This window comes from Streptomyces sp. NPDC048639, assembly GCF_043199075.1.
GTDB lineage: Bacteria > Actinomycetota > Actinomycetes > Streptomycetales > Streptomycetaceae > Streptomyces.
Genome location: NZ_JBICVP010000001.1, coordinates 607571 through 626387, shown reverse-complemented (window position 1 = coordinate 626387; position 18817 = coordinate 607571). Strand labels below are relative to the sequence as shown.

Annotated in this window: 15 protein-coding genes and 1 pseudogene; 11 read left to right on the top strand and 5 right to left on the bottom strand. The window is 71.9% G+C overall.

Features of this window, described 5'->3' with window-relative positions; translation table 11 throughout:
• Positions 1-87: 87 nt before the first annotated feature.
• Positions 88-681: a GNAT family N-acetyltransferase gene (locus ACGFNH_RS02675; RefSeq protein WP_393651146.1), complete on the bottom strand. Its 594-nt coding sequence runs from the start codon at positions 679-681 to the stop codon at positions 88-90.
• Between the two features lie 165 nt (positions 682-846).
• Between ACGFNH_RS02675 and ACGFNH_RS02670 the strand changes: the two genes are divergently transcribed.
• A complete protein-coding gene (locus tag ACGFNH_RS02670) occupies positions 847-1308 on the top strand; it encodes a hypothetical protein (protein ID WP_393651145.1) in 462 nt (153 codons plus the stop codon).
• Positions 1309-1552: 244 nt separating this feature from the next.
• On the opposite strand, the pseudogene ACGFNH_RS02665 reads toward ACGFNH_RS02670, so the two are convergent.
• Positions 1553-2235, bottom strand: a pseudogene (locus ACGFNH_RS02665) (M15 family metallopeptidase).
• A gap of 458 nt (positions 2236-2693) precedes the next feature.
• Between ACGFNH_RS02665 and ACGFNH_RS02660 the strand changes: the two are divergent.
• From ACGFNH_RS02660 to ACGFNH_RS02650, 3 genes are all read left to right on the top strand, one after another.
• The gene (locus tag ACGFNH_RS02660; protein WP_393651144.1) at positions 2694-3620 is read left to right on the top strand and encodes a DUF4344 domain-containing metallopeptidase; all 927 of its coding nucleotides are present in this window, start codon (positions 2694-2696) and stop codon (positions 3618-3620) included.
• A 249-nt stretch (positions 3621-3869) separates the two neighbouring features.
• Positions 3870-5333, top strand: coding sequence for an aldehyde dehydrogenase (locus tag ACGFNH_RS02655; protein WP_393651143.1), 1464 nt, complete (start codon positions 3870-3872; stop codon positions 5331-5333).
• A complete protein-coding gene (locus ACGFNH_RS02650; protein ID WP_393651142.1) occupies positions 5333-5569 on the top strand; it encodes a ferredoxin in 237 nt (78 codons plus the stop codon). Before ACGFNH_RS02655 ends, ACGFNH_RS02650 begins: the two co-directional genes overlap by 1 nt.
• A gap of 98 nt (positions 5570-5667) precedes the next feature.
• Here ACGFNH_RS02650 and ACGFNH_RS02645 read toward each other — a convergent pair whose 3' ends face one another.
• A complete protein-coding gene (locus ACGFNH_RS02645) occupies positions 5668-6033 on the bottom strand; it encodes an RNHCP domain-containing protein (protein ID WP_393651480.1) in 366 nt (121 codons plus the stop codon).
• A 576-nt stretch (positions 6034-6609) separates the two neighbouring features.
• Here ACGFNH_RS02645 and lanKC point away from each other — a divergent pair.
• From lanKC to ACGFNH_RS02625, 4 genes are all read left to right on the top strand, one after another.
• Positions 6610-9372 (top strand): class III lanthionine synthetase LanKC, encoded by a 2763-nt coding sequence (lanKC, locus tag ACGFNH_RS02640; RefSeq protein WP_393651141.1) that lies wholly within the window; start codon positions 6610-6612, stop codon positions 9370-9372.
• A 61-nt stretch (positions 9373-9433) separates the two neighbouring features.
• Positions 9434-9577, top strand: coding sequence for a SapB/AmfS family lanthipeptide (locus ACGFNH_RS02635; protein ID WP_393651140.1), 144 nt, complete (start codon positions 9434-9436; stop codon positions 9575-9577).
• 207 nt (positions 9578-9784) lie between these two features.
• Positions 9785-11710, top strand: a complete 1926-nt coding sequence (locus tag ACGFNH_RS02630) for an ATP-binding cassette domain-containing protein (protein WP_393651139.1) — start codon at positions 9785-9787, stop codon at positions 11708-11710.
• A 5-nt stretch (positions 11711-11715) separates the two neighbouring features.
• Complete coding sequence (locus tag ACGFNH_RS02625; RefSeq protein WP_393651479.1) at positions 11716-13629, top strand: ATP-binding cassette domain-containing protein; 1914 nt, start codon at positions 11716-11718, stop codon at positions 13627-13629.
• Between the two features lie 104 nt (positions 13630-13733).
• On the opposite strand, the gene ACGFNH_RS02620 is transcribed toward ACGFNH_RS02625, so the two are convergent.
• A complete protein-coding gene (locus ACGFNH_RS02620) occupies positions 13734-14321 on the bottom strand; it encodes a LuxR C-terminal-related transcriptional regulator (protein WP_393651138.1) in 588 nt (195 codons plus the stop codon).
• 361 nt (positions 14322-14682) lie between these two features.
• On the bottom strand, positions 14683-15297 hold the full coding sequence (locus tag ACGFNH_RS02615) for a TetR family transcriptional regulator (protein WP_393651137.1): 615 nt from the start codon (positions 15295-15297) through the stop codon (positions 14683-14685).
• Positions 15298-15528: 231 nt separating this feature from the next.
• Here ACGFNH_RS02615 and ACGFNH_RS02610 point away from each other — a divergent pair, with 231 nt between their 5' ends.
• The 3 genes from ACGFNH_RS02610 to ACGFNH_RS02600 are packed head-to-tail and all read left to right on the top strand — an operon-like array spanning position 15529 to position 18732.
• A complete protein-coding gene (locus ACGFNH_RS02610) occupies positions 15529-16860 on the top strand; it encodes a glycosyltransferase family 4 protein (protein ID WP_393651136.1) in 1332 nt (443 codons plus the stop codon).
• A gap of 46 nt (positions 16861-16906) precedes the next feature.
• Positions 16907-17668 carry a methyltransferase domain-containing protein gene (locus tag ACGFNH_RS02605; RefSeq protein WP_393651135.1) on the top strand — a complete coding sequence of 254 codons (762 nt, stop codon included), beginning with the start codon at positions 16907-16909 and terminating at the stop codon, positions 17666-17668.
• The gene (locus ACGFNH_RS02600) at positions 17665-18732 is read left to right on the top strand and encodes a prenyltransferase (RefSeq protein WP_393651134.1); all 1068 of its coding nucleotides are present in this window, start codon (positions 17665-17667) and stop codon (positions 18730-18732) included. Before ACGFNH_RS02605 ends, ACGFNH_RS02600 begins: the two co-directional genes overlap by 4 nt.
• Positions 18733-18817 lie beyond the last annotated feature (85 nt).

Genomic DNA, 18817 nt, shown 5'->3' with positions numbered 1-18817 from the left:
CCGCCCCCTCGCCGTGACCGCCTGGTTGTCGTTGCGAGGCGGGATCGTGATTTCGATCGGTCCCCGGAACACCCGCCCTGCATCCGGTCAATCGCCTCGGCTCGCAGTTGTTCGGTACGACAACGGAGACCCGCACGGCTGGTCATCGTCCAGGCGCGAGAACACGGCCACGTCGTGCAGCCCGTCATCCTCCGGCGCCGCCCGGCGGAGTGTGCCTTCCCGCAGGAAACCGGCCTTCTCCGCCACTCTCACCGACCCTGTGTTGTCGGTGTTCGCGGTGAGTTGGATCCGCTGCATCCCGCCTCCGGACAGCGCCCACCCCGTCAGTGCCGCCAACGCCTCGGTCGCATACCCCTTGGAGCGATAGCCGCTGCTCACGCCATACCCGACCTCGGCGGAACGGGCCTCCCAATCGGCCCGGAACAAACCGATCGCGCCGACCGGAACCCCCAACACCTTGTCCTGCATCATCAGGTGAATCCCGTTGCCGCTCTGCCGGAACTCGTCCAGCCCTTCACCCAGCCACCTCGGCAGGTCCTCCGTGTCCGCGGGCGATCCCGGCGGCAGCGCCGTCCGTTCCTCGTTCTCCAGCAGCGCGCGCACATGCACGATGTCATCCGCCCCGAAGGCCCGGAGGATCAGGCGATCAGCCGATATCTCGACCAGGGGAAAGCCACTCATGGCCGAGGAGCCTATTCCAGGGTGTAGGCGGCTTGGTCCGGTCCTCGCAAGGGGTAAGCGGCCGACAACGGCCAGCGGTACGCCTTGGCCCCGCCTGGCTTGGTCAACTCGCGAGACGTCGGCGAACCCGCTTCCGCGCGGCCCGCCTCGGGCTAGAGTCGCGCCATGTCGGCGACCGATTGGCTGGGTGGCATAGGCGGCGTCCTAGGAGCCCTCGGCGGCCCGGCGGGGCTCTACGTCTACCGGTTGGAGCGCAGGGAGAGATCCCAGCGGGAGCTCAAGGACGAACTGCTCAAACTCCGTGACCACGCACTGAAGTTGCGCCGCATCGGCAGCGAGGCCGCCGACGAGTACCGCGACTCGGCCTGGTGGACGGCCTCCGGCGGACAGGAGGCCCGGAACGGCATCAAGGAGCTGCGGCCTTACGTCGCCCTCAAGTGCCCCCAGCTCGAAGCGCCGCTCATCGATGTGTACTCCGGCTACGACCAGGCGTCGGCCGCCCTCTTCGCGCCGGAGGCCTCCGAGGGGGAGCGCCGGACGGTGATGGCCCGGCAGGCGCGCAGGGCCGACCAGTTGGGCGAGTCGGCGAATGACCTGTACGTCAGGATCCATGACCTGACCAACTGACGGGGGTCACCGCTGATCGGCCGGCGCGCCCTCCTGTACGCGACGAACCACCGGGTGGTGTTGTGCGTCCCGCTCGCGGACCCGCGCCTGCGCGGACAGCCCGTCCGGGGCGCCGTGTTGGGGACGACGCCAAGCCCCACGAGTTGCACCATGACCGCGCTGCGCAACGCCAACGCCGCCTGCGGACGCCCGCAGCGAGAAGGGCATCCGTCGGGTGGCGACGCCCGCACCCGTCGGTGTTCGATCAGGCGGAACGGCCGGGCTGGTCGGCGGCGGTGTGGATCTCCTTCGGGCCGTAGCAGGCGGCGGCCTCCTCGGCGATCAAGGCCCAGTAGCGGTCGCCGAAAGACCAATGCCACCACTCCGTGGGGTGGTTCACGAAGCCCGCAGCCGTAAGTGCAGCACCCAGCAGCTTCCGGTTGGCGCGGGACCCCTCGCTGATGTTGGTGGCGTGGGTGTAGCAGGCGCCCTCGCTCTCCTCCGGGTCCGCGTTCATCCGCGTGCCCAGGTCCAGCTCGCGCCCTCCGGCGTCGGCCAGGGTGAGGTCGACGGCCGCACCGGCGCTGTGCGGAGCGATCTCGGGCGGTGAGACGTACCGGCTTGCGGCCGAGTGGATCTGCTCATCGGACCATTCGGTGTGGCCGGCTCGCAGTCGGCTCGCGTACTCCTCGAAGTACTCCCGCTGCAGTGACGGCGGCCGATACCCCTCGACGAAGAGCAGTCGCAGGCCCTCCGGAAGCATGGCCTGGGCCTTGAGCAGCCGCTCCAGCACACCCTGCCGCAGGTGCGCGAAGGCATCCGCCCGGTCCGCTTGCGCGTATCCACCAGCAGTGAGCGGGTGCGGCGGACGTCCGCGAGGGGTTCTCCGCACTCCGCGACGGGTATGGCCGCGACCTTGGGGTCCGACATCAGAACGATCTCGCTCATGAGGCGATCCTTCCGCAGAGTCCGACCCGAGTGGACCTCCCCGGTCGGAGCGCTGGAGAAGCGGTCCGCGCCGGCCCGACCGCGCCGGGCGGTACGGCGCGGGTGTGGGACGCGAGGGGAATCCGCTGGTCGGCAACTGCTCCGTTTCCGCCGTGGACTCCCGTAACTAGAACTGGTTCCACTGGTCGCCGGGGGCGACCGCCGACCGTACGGCCGATGCGCTCGGCCGCGGCGCGGCCGTCGTGACCTTCCGTCAATTGATGGGGAGAAAACCCTAGGAAGTGGTCATTGAAGACGAAAGGTGCGTAGCGCATAATCCCCACGTGTCAGGGGCTGGTTCGGCCTCCGGCATCGTGACCCGGCTTCGGAGACCGTGCACCGTGCAACCGCCCGGCCCAACGCCTTGACCAGGAAGAGGAGCTGACGAGGTGCTGAGCAGTGGTAGGTGCAAGGCCAGGGTGAGGGCTTCTGTCGCGGGGGCGCTGGTCGTTGCCGGTTTCGCCGTCGCCGCGTGCGGCAGTGACGGGAATCAGGCCGGTGCGAACGGCAAGGTCACGGTCGACTACGAGGACAACACGATCAAGCCGGAGGACCGGCAGGCCGTATCGGCGGTCCGGGAGTCCGGTGTGCTCGAGCAGGTCGCCGACTGGGTGAACGAGTCGGTCGCCCTACCGCACGACTTGACCGTGAAGGTGACCAGCAAGGTCCCGCCGGGTGTCACGGATGCGGTCACTGAGCCCGACGGCAGGACGATCTTCGTGCCCCCGGCGTTCCTGACCCAGATCCAAGGTGTTTTCGGCAAGGTGGTCAAGACCGTCAAGCGTCCCGCCGTGTTCCCCGAGGACAAGTACAACACCAACGATCTGACTGCTCTGTCCTTCCAGTTCGTCTTCGGTCATGAGATGGGCCATGCGCTGCAACGTCAGCTGCTGCTGGCGAACCTCGGGCTCGAGGAGGACGCCGCCGACGGATTCGCGTCGTTCTACACCGTCAACGAGGTCGGGCCGGAGCCGTCGCTGGCCGCGGCGATCCTCTTCGACGAGTTCGCCCGCGAGGAGGGCAAGCTGACGCTGGAGGGGTTCTCCAGCGATCATCCCGTCACTCAGCAGCGGGTCTTCAACTTCCTCTGCTACCTCGACGGGAGCGACCCGAAGAAGTATGAGAGCTCCCTGGTCGGAACGGGCTATCTGCCGAAGACCCGCGCACCGCTCTGCCCGCAGGCGTGGGCGATGCTTGACTACGGCTGGTGGACCCAGCTCCAGTCGCACTTCACCGAGGGTTTCAAGGACGAGGGCGACGAGGCGCAGAAGAACTCCCGTGACCACCTGAACGCGGAGACGAAGAAGTTCGAGAAGAAAATCGCAGAGCTCCGCACGGCGCAGTGAGCGTTCCACGCTGATGTCACGGCGGCACCCGTGCCGCCGTGACATCGGCGTGCGAATCTCCACTTGACGATGGGAGCTCCGGACCGGACCGGACCTGCCGCTGCTCTTGCAGCCGACCGCGGTGAGCCTGTCCGCGGTGTAAATCCCTGCTCGGGGCCGTTTCCGTTCCCGCCGTGGACTCCTGGAACTAGAACTGGTATCAGTTCTGAAACGGCGTCAGGAAGCCCCGATCCGCAGGAGGCATGGGCGATGACCGACCTCATCGAGCACGGACAGCTCCACATCGGCGGGGAGTTGGTCGATCCGCTGGGCACGGACACCATCGAGGTGGTCTCCCCGCACACCGAGCAGGTCATCGGGCGCGTGCCGCACGCCTCCGCCGCCGATGTGAACCGGGCCGTCGAGGCCGCCCGTGCGGCGTTCGACCACGGGCCCTGGCCGCGGGCGAGCCTGGAGGAGCGGATCGAGGTCGTCACCCGCATCAAGGACGCCATCGCCGTACGCCACGAGGAGATCGCCCGCGTCATCAGTACGCAGAACGGCTCCCCCTACTCCTGGAGCGTCCTGGCCCAGGCACTCGGCGCGATGATGGTGTGGGACGCGGCCATCGCCGTGGCCCGGGGCGTCGCCTTCGAGGAGCCGCGGCAGGGCGTCCTCGGGCCGATCCTCGTACGGCGCGAGCCGGTCGGTGTCGTCGCCGCCGTCGTGCCCTGGAACGTGCCGCAGTTCGTGGCCGCCGCCAAGCTCGGGCCCGCCCTGCTCGCCGGCTGCTCGGTGATCCTCAAGCCGTCGCCCGAGACCCCGCTCGACGCCTATCTGCTCGCCGAGATCGCCGCTGAAGCGGGCCTGCCCCAGGGCGTGTTGAGCGTTCTTCCGGCCGACCGTGAGGTCAGCGAGTACCTGGTCGGTCACCCCGGCGTCGACAAGGTGTCCTTCACCGGATCCGTCGCCGCCGGCAAGCGCGTCATGGAGGTCGCCTCCCGCAACCTGACCCGGGTGACCCTCGAACTCGGCGGCAAGTCCGCCGCCGTCATCCTCCCCGACGCCGACCTGGATGCCGCGGTCGCCGGGATCGTCCCCAACGCCTGGATGAACAACGGCCAGGCGTGCGTCGCCCAGACCCGTATCCTCGCGCCGCGCAGCCACTACGACGAGATCGCCGAGCGGTTCGCGGCGGCGGCCGGCGCGCTGACGGTCGGGGATCCCCTCGACGTGGCGACGCAGGTCGGGCCGCTCGTGGCGCAGCGCCAGCAGCAGCGGTCGCTCGACTACATCCGGCTCGGACAGGAGGAGGGCGCCAAGGTGCTGTCGGGCGGCGGCCGTCCGGCGGGGCTGGAGCGCGGCTGGTACGTCGAGCCGACGCTGTTCGGCGGCGTCTCCAACTCCATGCGCATCGCCCGCGAGGAGATCTTCGGTCCCGTCATCTGCCTGCTGCCGTACGAGGACGAGGCAGAGGCCGTACGGATAGCCGACGACTCCGACTACGGCCTCTCCGGCAGTGTCTGGACCTCCGACGTGGAGCACGGCATCGACATCGCGCGGCAGGTGCGCACGGGCACGTACTCCGTCAACACCTTCAGCCTGGACATGCTGGGCCCCTTCGGCGGCTACAAGAACTCCGGTCTGGGGCGGGAGTTCGGCCCGGAGGGCTTCGCCGAGTACCTGGAGCACAAGATGATCCATCTGCCGGCCGGTCATGGAGAGGCGGGCTGATGGGGGACCGCTGGCACGTCGAAGTGGACCGCTCGGTCTGCATCGGCTCGGGGCTGTGTGTCAGCAGCGCGCCCGGCGGCTTCCGGCTCGACACCGCCCGCCAGTCGCACCCGGCGCGGGCGGACACGGACGCGTCGGAGTCGCTGCTCGCGGCGGCCGAGGGCTGTCCGGTCGAGGCGATCGCTCTCCGTCTCGCGGACTCGGGGGAGCCGGTCTTCCCGCCGGACGAGGGCTGACGCGACGCCCTGACGGGAGCCGGTGGACGAGGCGCCGGTGGACGAGGCGCCGGCTCGGTACGAACGCGGCTCCCGCCGGTGGCGGGAGCCGCGCGGCGTCAGGTCTCTGTCCTGCGCCTGTTCGTACACCCGGCTTCGCTGCGGCCGATGCCCTGGTGCATCACGGCGAGGACCATGTCGAGGTCGTCGCCCTGGTGCGGGTCGTCGGCCATGCGGTTGCGGCCGCGGGCTCCGCAGCCCGTGCACCGGTGGACGATCATGTAGCCCTTGGCGGAGTGGTGCTCCACGGCGACCGGGCGCATCAGCGCGCGGCAGCCGTTGGCACGGTCTCCGGGCGAGGTGTCCACGTGCAGTGAGTGCAGACAGTGCGGGCAGTGGTTGCGGTAGCTCCCATTGACCAGGGCCGCGACTGCCCTGCCGCAGTTCTCGCAGGTGAAGCCGGTGTTTTCGGTTGTCCTGCTGATGGTGCTGCTCCTCGGCGAGTCGAAGGGGTCTTCAACTCGGAGGCGCAGGGTTCCGTTCGTTCTCCCCCTGCCGCGGGGGCAGGGTTCGCAGGCTCGGCCGGGGAGTGACGCGGTTCACCGCCGCTCTTCGGAGCAAGCGATTACTTCCGGCTCCAGCTTCACCAGGAGGCGCTGTGGTCCCCCTGGATCCGGACCTCGACCGGGTTTGTCGTGTTGTCCCGGCCACTGTCACGCGGGGCATCGCCACGTGCCGCCGGTAGGTGTCGGTCCGGCCTCACTGCCGTGGGCGTCGTCCCCCGTCAGGCAGCACCAGCAGCGGCATGCTTGATCGTGATCACGCCACCTCCTGATTCTTCCGTCGCTCGGCGTTCTTCGGTCGCTCGGCGGCTCCTCGGAACGGGCCGCTGAGAGCGATTTCCACCCTAGGTGCGGCGCGGGGAGAATCCGACCGGTTTTTGGGCGTCCGCGCGCCCCCGGGCGGATGTGCATTCCTCACGGTTCCGACGTGACAGACGTGACTGTTCCCCTCCCCGGCCGCATGGAAATCTCATGCCGTCACCGGCCGAGGGGAGTGGGATGAACCAGGGGTACGCCGTCTTCTGCGACGCCGACCGCACCTTCTACGACGCCCCTCACCGGCTGCAGTCCGCCACCGGCGGCACCGGCCGCGGGGCGCCCTACGAGGTGGCGCAGCGAGAGGCTCCCCGGGGATGGCAGCGGCACCGCTCCGGTGACTGGCTGGCCTTCCGGCCGCAGAGGAGCGAACTCCCCGCGCAGGGCTGGAAGATCCACGTCTCGGCCTGCCTGGACAACGCCGAGAAGGTGCTCGCCGCCGTATGGGACTACTGCGTACCGCGGTCGATCGCCTTCAAGTTCATGCCGAGCCGCTATCTGCTCCACACCCGCAACGCCAAGTACGCGGACCGCGCCGCCAGCGGGAAGTTCATCACCGTCTACCCGAGCGACGACACGCAGTGCCGCGTCATCGCCGAGGAGCTGGACGCGCTGCTGGCCGGTGAGCCCGGCCCGTACATCCTCAGCGATCTGCGCTGGAACGACGGTCCGGTGTACCTGCGGTACGGCAGCTTCACCGAGCGGAACGCCTACGAGAACGGCGAGTTGAAGCCGGCCGTCGAGAACGCCGAAGGCGTCCTCGTGCCCGACCGCCGCGAACCGGTCTTCCACATCCCGGAGTGGGTCACCCCGCCGGACTTCCTGGCCCCGCACCTCGCTGCCCGCGCCGCCACCACGACGAGTGGCATCCCGTACGCGATCGAGCGGGCGCTGCACTTCTCCAACGGCGGTGGCGTCTACGAGGGGCGCGACACCAGGACCGGCGAGAAGGTCGTCCTCAAGGAGGGCCGCCCGCACGCCGGACTGGCCGCGGACGGCGCCGACGCCGTGACCCGGCTGGAGCGCGAGAAGACCGCCCTCGAACAGCTCTCGGGGCTCGGCTGCACGCCCGAGGTGCGCGACTGGTTCACTCTCGGCGACCACAGCTTCCTGGTGCTGGAGCACATCGAGGGCCGGCCCCTCAACAGCTTCTTCGCCCGGCGCCATCCGCTGATCGAGTCGGACCCGGGGCCGGACCGGCTCGCCGAGTACACCGACTGGGCGCTGCGCATCCACCGGCTCGTCGAGGAGGCCGTCGAAGCGATCCACGGCCGCGGTGTGGTCTTCAACGACCTGCATCTGTTCAACATCATGGTCTCCGAGGACGAATCCTCCGTCGTCCTGCTGGACTTCGAGGCCGCGGCGCAGGCCGCGGAGGGCCGGCGCCAGGTCATCGCCAACCCCGGCTTCGTGGCCCCGGCCGACCGCCGCGGGTTCGATGTCGACCGGTACGCGCTCGCCTGTCTGCGCATCGCCCTCTTTCTGCCGCTCACCAGCCTGTTCGCCGTCGACCGTACGAAGGCGGCGCATCTGGCCGACATCGCGGCCGAGCAGTTCCCGGTGCCGCGCGCGTTCCTCGACGCGGCGGTCGCGGAGATCATCCGCGAGGTCTCGCCACCGAAGACTCCGGTGGAGGGGGCCGAAGAGGCGGGCGCCGTACGGGCTTTACAGGGGGAGGCCGTACGGGCGGGGGCCCCGCGGGCGGATGCCGCACGGGCGGAGGACGGGCCGAGGGAAGGCCAGGCGGAAGGCCAGGGGGAAGAAGGACGGGCGGGGGGCGGACGCTATCTGCCCGTACACCCCGCCGACTGGCCGCGCAGCCGCGACTCCATGGTCGAGGCGATCCTCGCCTCCGCGACCCCGGAGCGGGAGGACCGGTTCTTCCCCGGCGACATCGCCCAGTTCGCCACACCCGGCGGCGGCGCCTCCTTCGGCTACGGAACCGCGGGCATCCTCCACGCCCTCGCCGAGACCGGGGGGACGACCTGCCCCGAGGCCGAGGAATGGCTGCTCCGCGCGACCAAGGACCCCGCTTCCGGCACTCCGCTGGGCTTCTACGACGGCCTCTCCGGCATCGCCTGGACGCTGGACCGGCTCGGCCACACCCAGCGGGCCCACGAACTCGCCACGGCCGTCGCCTCCCAGGACTGGGACGGCATGGCCACCGACCTGCACAGCGGCCTGTCAGGCATCGCGCTGGCTCTCGACGCCCTGGCCGAATCCACGGGGGACGAGGCCCTGCGCGTACGGGCACGGGAGTGCGCCCGGCTCGTCGCCGGGAAAGCAGCCGGGAAGGCACAGGGAGACGGCGTGACGGCGCCCGGCGGTGGCAGCACACGCCCCCGCGCCGGGCTGCTCCACGGCGCGAGCGGCGAAGCGCTCCTCCACCTCCGCCTGTTCGAGCGCACCGGGGACGAGGAACTGCTCGACCTCGCCGCCGACGCCCTCCGCCGCGACCTGGCCCGCTGCGTGCAGAGCGCGGGCGGCACCCTCCAGGTCGACGAGGGGTGGCGCACCATGCCGTACCTGGGCGCGGGCAGCGTCGGCATCGGGATGGTGCTCGACGACTACCTGGCCCACCGTGCGGACGCGGACTTCGAGACCGCGCGGCACGAGATCGTACGGGCCGCTCAAGCCACCTTCTACGCGCAGCCCGGCCTGTTCCGGGGTGCCGCGGGCATGGTCCTGCACCTGAGCCGTACGACCACGGGCGGCCCCGGCACGCAGCCCGGTGACGTCCGGCGCCAGATCGACTGCCTCTCCTGGGGCGCCGTCCCCTACCGAGGCCGACTCGCCTTCCCCGGCGAGCAGATGATGCGGCTGTCGATGGATCTCAGCACCGGCACGGCCGGCTGCCTGCTCGCTCTGGGCAGCGCACTGCACGACCGGGCCGTGGCGCTGCCGTTCCTCCCGCCGCCCACCACCGCCGCTCCGGCGGTCCCATAAGCCGGTCCCCTCCCGGGGGCCGAATCAAGCACCACCTTCGTATCGACGAAAGGACACGAATATGTCGCTCCTCGACCTTCAGACCCTGGAGACCCCCGAGCTCGACGGTGACGTTGCCACGGGCGGCGGTCACGGCGGTGGCGGCAGCCGCGCGAGCCTGCTGCTCTGCGGTGACAGCAGCCTGAGCATCACCACCTGTAACTGACCCGGGCGTGCGCGGGGCGGGCTGCGCCCGCGCACGTCAACCGGTCGTGCGGTCCCGGGCGGTGCCTTCGCCCGGGACCGCAGTCGCTCCTGCGCCCGCTCGTACGAACGGCGCGCCGGGAGCGGCTCGTTACGGCTCCCGCCCCCCGGCTCACCGGACCTCGGCTCACCGGCCCCGGACGTGAGGACTGCACCGCGTATGCCGCGCATGGCGCGAACGACACCGCCGGCCCGGCAGCACCAGAGGCCGGGAACGGCGACGGACCCGGCGCCGGGCACGGACACCGACCCGGCACCGGGTACGGACACCGACCCGGCACCGGACAAGGGCGCCGACGCCGACGCCGCACCGACCAGGGGCGCCCACCCGGCACCGGGCACCGCATCAGGCCCGGCGCCGTCCGGCGATGCCGTCCGGCTTCCCGTCCGGCTGATCCGCCACAACCTGGCCCACGCCGTGGCCATCTGCCTGCTCACCACCGCCTCGGCCGCGGCCACCGTGGCGCTTCCCGCGACGCTCGGGCACACCCTCGACCTCGTCCTCGGCGGCCGGGAGGCAGGTTTCTGGATCGCTCTGTGCGCGGCCCTGATCGCGGCCGACGTGGTGTGCGACGCGTTCACCGCGCTGCTCACCGGAACCACCAACGCCCGCGCCGCCGCGTGGCTGCGCGGCCGTGCACTCTCCCACCTGCTGGCCGTCGGGCCGGGCGGAGCCGCCCGGTTCACGCCCGGTGATCTGGTCACGCGGATGACCGGAAACGCCACGGAGGCCGGTACGGGCCCCGCGACGGCCGCTGCCGGGCTGGCGGCCCTGCTGGCGCCCCTGGGCGGTCTGGTCGCACTCGCTCTGACCGATGTACGGCTGGCCGCGGTGTTCCTCGCGGGAGTCCCCGTCCTGGTCGTCCTGCTACGGGCGTTCGCGCGCAGCTCCTCCGACAGTGTCGGCCACTACCAGCGGGTGCAGGGCGACATCGCCGCCCGTCTCGTGGAGGCCCTGGGCGGCGCCCGCACCATCGCCGCCGCCGGAACCGAGCGGCGGGAGCGGGACCGTATCCTCGCGCCGCTGCCCGAACTGGGCGTCCAGGGGCGGAGGATGTGGCAGGTCTACGGCCGCGCGGTCGTCCAGGGGGCGATTCTCGTGCCGCTGCTGCAGACCGCGGTCTTCGCCGGGGGCGGCATCCTGCTCGCCGGCGGGGACATCACGGTCGGAGGGCTGCTGGCGGCCACCCGTTACGCCGGACTGGCCGCCGGGCTCGGCGGCGTCACAGGACCGCTCAACGCCCTGGTCCGCAGTCGCGCCGCGGCCCGCCGTACGGCCGAACTCCTGGCCGTACCCGCCGTGTCCCACGGCCACCGCCCCCTGCCCCCCGAGGGCACGGGACGGCTCGAACTGCGCGGCGTCACGGTCCTGAAGGGCGGAACGGCCGTGCTCCGCGGGGTCGACCTGGTCGTGCCCGGCGGCTCGACGACAGCGGTCGTCGGCCGCTCCGGGGCGGGCAAGTCCGTCCTGGCCGCGCTCGCCGGACGGCTGGCCGACCCCGACGAGGGCGAGGTGCTGCTCGACGGGGTGCCGCTCCCCGACGCGGACCCGGACACCCTGCGCAGGGAAGTCGGCTACGCCTTCGAACGCCCCGCCCTCTTCGGCCGTACGGTCGCCGACACCCTCGCCTACGGACCGTACGAGCCCACGCCCGCGGAGATCCGCGCCGCGGCACGCGCCGCCGGTGCCGACGCCTTCATCCGCCGCCTTCCGGACGGCTACGCCACGCCTCTGGAGCGGGCCCCGCTGTCCGGGGGAGAGCTCCAACGCCTCGGTCTGGCCCGGGCGTTCGCGCACGCCGGGCGCCTCCTCGTCCTGGACGACGCGACATCGAGCCTCGACAGCGTCACGGAGCTGGAGGTGGGACGGGCCCTGGCCCGTGAGGTGCGCCCCGGCACCCGGCTCGTCGTCGCGCATCGCGCGTCCTCGGCGGCCCGCGCCGATCTCGTCGCCTGGCTGGAGGAGGGGCGTATCCGGGCCGTCGCGCCCCACGAGACGCTGTGGGAACTGGCCGACTACCGGCGGGTGTTCGCCGCCGATGACACCGGCCCCGGGGCGGCGGCCGACGAGCCGGCGCGCGGGGAGGGAGCGTGACAGCCATGGTTGCGGACGGCGAACCCGGGCGCGCACGGGGCCCGTTGAGGCGGAACACCCCGCGCGCGCGGCGCTTCCTCGCGCGGCGCAAGCACGTACTGGCGCGGCTGGCCGCCTGGTCGCTGCTGGAGTCGGCGTCGGCGTTCCTCGGCGGGTACAGCGCCGCGAAGGCGCTCGACGACGGATTCCTCGCGGGCCGTACGGGGGCGGGGCTGGGGTGGCTCGCCCTGGGCGCGGTGGTGATCGTGGCGGGCGGGGCCGCGACCCGAGGGGTGTTCGGCGGGCTGGCCGACCTGGTGGAGCCCCTGCGCGACGGGCTTGTCCGCGGGGTCGTCTCGGGCGCTCTGCAGACCGCGGTCGCGGGCCCGGCCAGGAGCGGCGACAGTGCGTCCGTCTCCCGCCTCACCCACCAGACGGAGACCGTACGGGACAGCTTCGCCGGACTGGTCCTGGTGGCCCGGTCGTTCGTCTTCACCGCCGCCGGTGCGCTGCTCGGCCTGGCCACCCTGGCATCCGGGCTGCTGCTCGTCGTCGTGCCGCCGCTGCTGCTGGGACTCGCGCTCTTCACCGCCACGCTGGTGCCGATGGCGGCGCGCCAGCGGGACTTCCTGCGCGCCGACGAGGCCCTCGCCGAACGCTTCGGCACGGTGGCCGGCGGCCTGCGGGACGTGGTGGCGTGCGGCGCGGGGGAGCGTACGGCGAGCGAGGCCGGCGCGCTGATCGCCGCCCAGACACAAGCCGCCCGGTCCCTCGCCCGATGGGCGGCCGCTCGTTCCCTGGCGCTGGGGATCGCGGGCCAACTCCCCGTCGTCCTGCTGCTGATCGCCACACCGTGGCTCCTCCGGGAGGGGCTCACGGCAGGGGCGCTGCTCGGCGCCCTCACGTATCTGACCCAGGCGCTCCTGCCCGCCCTGCACTCCCTGATGCAGGCGCTCGGTGCCGCGGGTACCCGGCTGCTGGTGGTCCTGGACCACCTCACGTCGGGGTTCGGCGAGCGGGAGGGGGAGCGGCTACGGGAGAGAGGTCTTGCCGATGCCGATGCCGACGGCGACGGCGACGGCGACGCCGGTGCCCGTGCCGGTGCCGGTGCCGACGTGGCGACTCTCGGCCGGCCGGTCCCGGTCGGCCGCCCCCGGGCCGGACTCCGCCCCGAAGCGTCCGATACCCACGCCGAATTGACCGACCGGGCCCCCGAACCGACCGGTGTGCGCGTCGAATTGACCGGAGTCACCTTCGCCTACGGGCCGGGCGCACGCCCCGTCCTGGAGGACCTCGACCTCGTGGCCGCGCCCGGCGAACACCTCGTCGTCGTCGGCCCCAGCGGTATCGGCAAGTCCACCCTCACCGCCCTCGTCGCCGGACTGCTCACCCCGGACCGGGGCGAGATACGGGTGAACGGCGAGCGCGTGGACGGCGCAGGCGACCCCGCCCTGCGGCGGGTGCTGATCCCGCAGCAGGCCTACGTCTTCACCGGCACCCTCCGCGACAACCTCCTCTACCTGTGTCCGGGCCCGCCTCCGCCCGCGGTCGTAGAGGCCTCGGTGGAGGCGGTCGGCCTCGGCCCCCTGGCCGCCCGGCTGGGCGGTCTCGGAGCCGAGGTGGACCCCGGGGCCCTGTCGCAGGGGGAGCGGCAGCTGGTCGCGCTGGCCCGCGCCCATCTCTCGCCCGCGCCGCTGGTGATGCTGGACGAGGCGACCTGCCACCTCGACCCGGAGGCCGAGGCGCGGGCCGAACTCGCCTTCGCCGCACGGCCGGGCACGCTCCTCGTGGTCGCCCACCGGATCAGCTCGGCCCGGCGCGCGGACCGGGTGCTGGTGCTCGACGGCACCCGGGCGGCCCTGGGCACCCACGACCAACTCCTGGAATCCTCCCCCCTCTACGGCGACCTGGTGGGCCGCTGGGAGGCCCGCGTCCCGTAAGAGGCGGCGTCGTACGCCGGTTGCGGGTGTGGCAGGTGGCTCGCGCTTCGACGGGCCGCGGTGGCCCGCCCGGCGGGGCCGGCGGGCCACCGCCCGGGCCATCCCTAGAGCCAGCCCGCGGAGCGGGAGATCCGTATCGCGTCCACCCGGTTGCGGGCGCCGGTCTTACGCGTGATGGCGGACATGTAGTTGCGCACGGTCCCCTGCGACAGATGCAGCCCGCGCGCGATCTCGCCGACCGTCGCCCCCTCGGCTGCCAGTTCCAGAACCTTCAACTCCCTTGGAGTCAGCGGCATTTCGACGGCCCGCAGGAAGCCGAAGGCCAGCGACTCGTCCACGAAGCGCCGCCCCCCGGCGACCTCCCGGATGCCCTGGAGTAATCGCTGCGGCCCGGCGTCCTTGTTGACGTAGCCCAGTGCCCGGGCGTCGAACGCCCGCCGCAGCAGTCCCGGCCTGGCCGGGGAGGCCAGGACCAGCAGTGCGGTCCCCCTGTGTGCCACCGTGTGCGCGAACTCCCTTGCGTTCGCCAGCGTCGTCGAGCCTGGGCAGTCGACGTCCACCACACAGACGTCCGGCTGCAGCGACCGCGCCTGACGCGGTGCCGTGTCCCAGGAGGCCTGCACCACTTCGAGGTCGGGCTCTCTGCCCAGCAATGCCCCCAGCGCGGATCTCAGCAGGCTCGTGTCGTGCACAAGTAGTACCCGGATCACGTTCGGTTCCCCTCCCACCCCAAACAGCGCCGCGCGCACAACCCGCGCGTACGCCGTCAATTCATACGAGCGTGCCCATATGTCGGACAAGGGAATCCGTTGAAAGGTGGACATGGGGGCGCACGCTGACCGGGCGTGCGACCGGCGTGTGCGCTCGGGTTCGCGCCCCCAATGCGCGGTTGTGCATCCGAGCGCCCCCATCGGAACGCGTCGATATGAGGGCTGCCTGCTCAGCGGGTACGCCGACCGAGTGCCGTGCCCCGCGGGCCCGTTGGTGGACGGCGGCCCCCCTTGCCCGGCCGGGACGTTCCGCGGACCTGGGTGAACCGCAGTCCCGGCCTCGCTACCGTGGTGCCGTGGCCGCCGTGAGGTCGATCAGCCGGCAGACCGTCTCGATGTCGATCTTGACCTGCGCGATGGAGGCCCGCCCGGAGAGCCAGGTGATGAGCGCCGAGTGCCAGGTGTGCTCGATGACCCGGACCGCGGAGAGCTGTTCGGGCGTCGGCTGCCCCTCCAGCCCCATCGCGTCCAGGATGATCGCCGTGGTCAGCCGGGAGACCGTGTCCACCTCGGGGCTCACCGAGCGGTCGGCGAACGTCAGCGCGCGGACCATCGCGTCCGCGAGGTGCGGTTCGCGCTGCATCGCGCGGAAGGCGCGCATCAGCGTCTGGGCCACCCGCGCCGAGGGCTCCGCTTCCGTCGGCGGGCGCTTGCGCAGCGTCTCGTGCAGGTGCCCGAGCTGGTCCTGCATCGTGGCCACCAGCAGATGCACCTTGGAGGGGAAGTAGCGGTAGAGCGTGCCGAGGGCGACGCTGGAGAGCTCGGCGACCTCGCGCATCTGCACGGCGTCGAAACCGCCGCGGCTGGCGAGCTGCGCACTGGCGTGCAGGATCCGACGGCGGCGGGCCTCCTGGCGTTCTGTCAGGGGCGGGGAGGACGGCTTGGGTTCCGTGGTCATTTGTCCCATTCCGTGACTTCCGTATGGTTCGTCGTCGGTTGCGGTCGGCGGGTTCCGGGCGCACAGCATGGCAGGGGGTGCGCCGTGGCGCGAATCACCTGCTCCGGCCCTTCCGGGGCTGCTACCTGCGGGTAGATTCGAAGCTCCTCGGGCGATCAAGTCTGAAACTTGTTCTACATTAACGCGAGCGGTTACGCTCCGGCGGAACTGGCAGTGAGAAGGGGGCCGAGAGTGACCGCTGAGGCCGTACGGGACAGCGCGCCTCGCTCCCCGGCCGGGGTGGAGCCGGGTCCGGCCGACCGCCCGCTGCGCATCGCCCTGCTGACGTACAAGGGGAACCCGTTCTGCGGCGGGCAGGGCGTCTACGTCCGCCACCTCTCCCGTGAACTCGCCCGGCTCGGCCACTCGGTGCAGGTCGTAGGAGCGCAGCCCTACCCGGTCCTGGACGGCGGCGTCGGCCTCACCGAGCTTCCCAGCCTCGACCTCTACCGCCAGCCCGATCCCTTCCGCACGCCGAGGCCCGGCGAGTACCGCGACTGGATCGACGCCCTCGAGGTGGCCACGATGTGGACGGGCGGCTTCCCCGAGCCACTGACCTTCAGCCTCCGCGCCCGCCGCCATCTGGCCGCCCACCGCGACCGGTTCGACGTCGTCCACGACAACCAGACCCTCGGCTACGGGCTGCTGGGCCTGGAGCGGCTCGGGTTCCCCCTGGTCACCACCATCCACCACCCCATCACCGTAGACCGGCAGTTGGACCTCGACGCGGCGCCCGGCTGGAGGCGCCGCGCCTCCGTACGCCGCTGGTACGGCTTCACGCGGATGCAGAAGCGCGTGGCCCGCCGCCTGCCGTCGGTGCTCACCGTCTCCGGCTCCTCCCGCCAGGAGATCGTCGAGCACCTGGGAGTGCGCCAGGACCGGGTCCACGTGGTCCATATCGGCGCCGACACCGATCTGTTCTCGCCGGATCCGTCCGTCGCCCGGATCCCCGGCCGCATCGTCACCACCTCCTCCGCGGACGTGCCGCTGAAGGGCCTGATCCATCTCATCGAAGCGCTGGCCAAGGTGCGGACGGAGAACCCGGAAGCCCACCTCGTCGTCGTCGGCAAGCGCGCCGACGGCGGACCCGTCGCCGCCGCGATCGAGCGCTACGGCCTCGCCGGCGCCGTCGAGTTCGTCAAGGGCATCAGCGACGCGGAACTGGTCGACCTGGTGCGCAGCGCCGAGATCGCCTGCGTCCCCTCGCTCTACGAAGGCTTCTCGCTGCCCGCTGCCGAGTCCATGGCCACCGGCACCCCGCTGGTCGCCACCACCGGCGGTGCCATCCCCGAAGTCGCGGGCCCGGACGGCGAGAGCTGTCTGGCCGTACCGCCCGGGGACGCCGGAGCGCTGGCGGCCGCGCTGGGCCGGCTGCTGAACGACGAGCCGCTGCGGCGGCGGCTCGGAGCCGCGGGCCGGGAACGCGTCCTCGCCCGCTTCACCTGGCGGCAGGCCGCCATCGGGACGGCCGAGCGCTACCGCGAAGCCATCGCGGCGCGAGCCGCCCGCACCCCCGTCCCGTAGCCACCGCACGCCCTCTCCCATCAGCCGCCAGAGAAAGCAGAAGGCATTGCTGACCGTAGACTTCACCCGCTTCCCGCTCGCCGCGGGCGACCGAGTGCTCGATCTGGGGTGCGGCGCGGGCCGTCACGCCTTCGAGTGCTACCGGCGCGGAGCACGGGTCGTCGCGCTCGACCGCAACGCCGAGGAGATCCGCGAGGTCGCGAAATGGTTCGCGGCGATGGAGGAGGCCGGTGAGGCCCCGGCCGGTGCAACGGCCACGGCCATGGAGGGCGACGCGCTGGCCCTGCCCTTCCCGGACGACAGCTTCGACGTCGTGATCATCTCCGAAGTCATGGAGCACATACACGACGACAAGGGCGTGCTCGCGGAGATGGTGCGCGTCCTCAAGCCCGGCGGACGGATCGCGGTGACCGTGCCGCGCTACGGGCCGGAGAAGGTCTGCTGGGCGCTCTCGGACGCCTACCACGAGGTCGAGGGCGGCCACATCCGCATCTACCGCGCCGACGAACTGCTGCGGAAGATGCGCGAGTCGGGCCTGCGCCCGTACGGCACGCACCACGCCCACGCCCTGCACTCGCCGTACTGGTGGCTCAAGTGCGCCTTCGGCGTGGACAACGACCAGGCGCTGCCGGTGAAGGCGTACCACCAGCTCCTGGTCTGGGACATCATGAAGAAGCCGCTCGCCACCCGGCTCGCCGAGCGCGCGCTCAACCCGCTGATCGGCAAGAGCTTCGTGGCCTACGCGACCAAGCCGCACGCCCCCTCGCTCGGCGAGGAGTTCACCGAGGCCGCGGCGGCCGCCCAGTGACCTCACCGGGGCGCACGGAGCGGCTGGTCCTGCCCGGGGTACTCACCGCGCAGCAGGCGGCCCAGACGGTCGCGGGCATCCGCGCGGGGCAGCGCGAGGACGGCGCCATACCGTGGTTCCGCGGGCACCACCTCGACCCGTGGGACCACATCGAGGCGGCGATGGCGCTGGACGCGGCCGGGGAGCACGGGCGCGCCGAGGCCGCCTACCGGTGGCTGGCCCGCCACCAGAACCCGGACGGCTCCTGGTACGCCGCCTACGCCGACGGGGCCGCCGACCGGCCCACCGACCGCGGCCGGGAGACCAACTTCGTCGCCTACATCGCCGTCGGCGTCTGGCACCACTACCTCTCCACCGGCGACGACGCCTTCCTCGACAGCATCTGGCCCACCGTCCGCGCCGCCGTGGAGTTCGTACTCGAACTGCAGCAGCCCGGCGGGCAGATCGGCTGGAAGCGCGAGGACGACGGCACGCCCGTCACCGACGCGCTGCTCACCGGCTGCTCCTCCGTCCACCAGGCGCTGCGCTGCGCTCTGGCCGTCGCCGAGCACCTCGAGGAGCCCCAGCCCGACTGGGAGCTGGCGGCCGGCTGGCTGGGTCATGCGATACGCCGCCACCCCGAGCGGTTCCTCGACAAGGACCGCTACTCGATGGACTGGTACTACCCGGTGCTCGGCGGAGCCGTCACGGGCGCGCAGGCCAAGGAGCGCATCGAGGCCCACTGGGACCGCTTCGTCGTCCCCGGCCTCGGCGTGCGCTGCGTCTCCGACCGGCCCTGGGTGACGGGCGGCGAAAGCGCCGAACTCGCCCTCGCGCTCTGGGCGATGGGCGAGTCGGACCATGCGGTGGACATCCTCCGCTGGATCCAGCACCTGCGCGCCGAGAACGGCATGTACTGGACCGGCTACGTCTTCGAGGACGACGCCGTGTGGCCGGAGGAGCTCACCACCTGGACGGCGGGGTCGCTGCTCCTGGCGGTGGCCGCACTCGGTGGGGACGAGGCGACCACGGCGGTGTTCGGTGCCGAGCTGCTGCCGTCGGGACTGGACCCGGACTGCTGCTGAGCGGGGCACACTGCTTTGGCGACGTTCTTCGAGCGGTGCTGAGAGATCGTCGTCGGGCGGGCCGACTGTGCCCGACGGCGGGAAT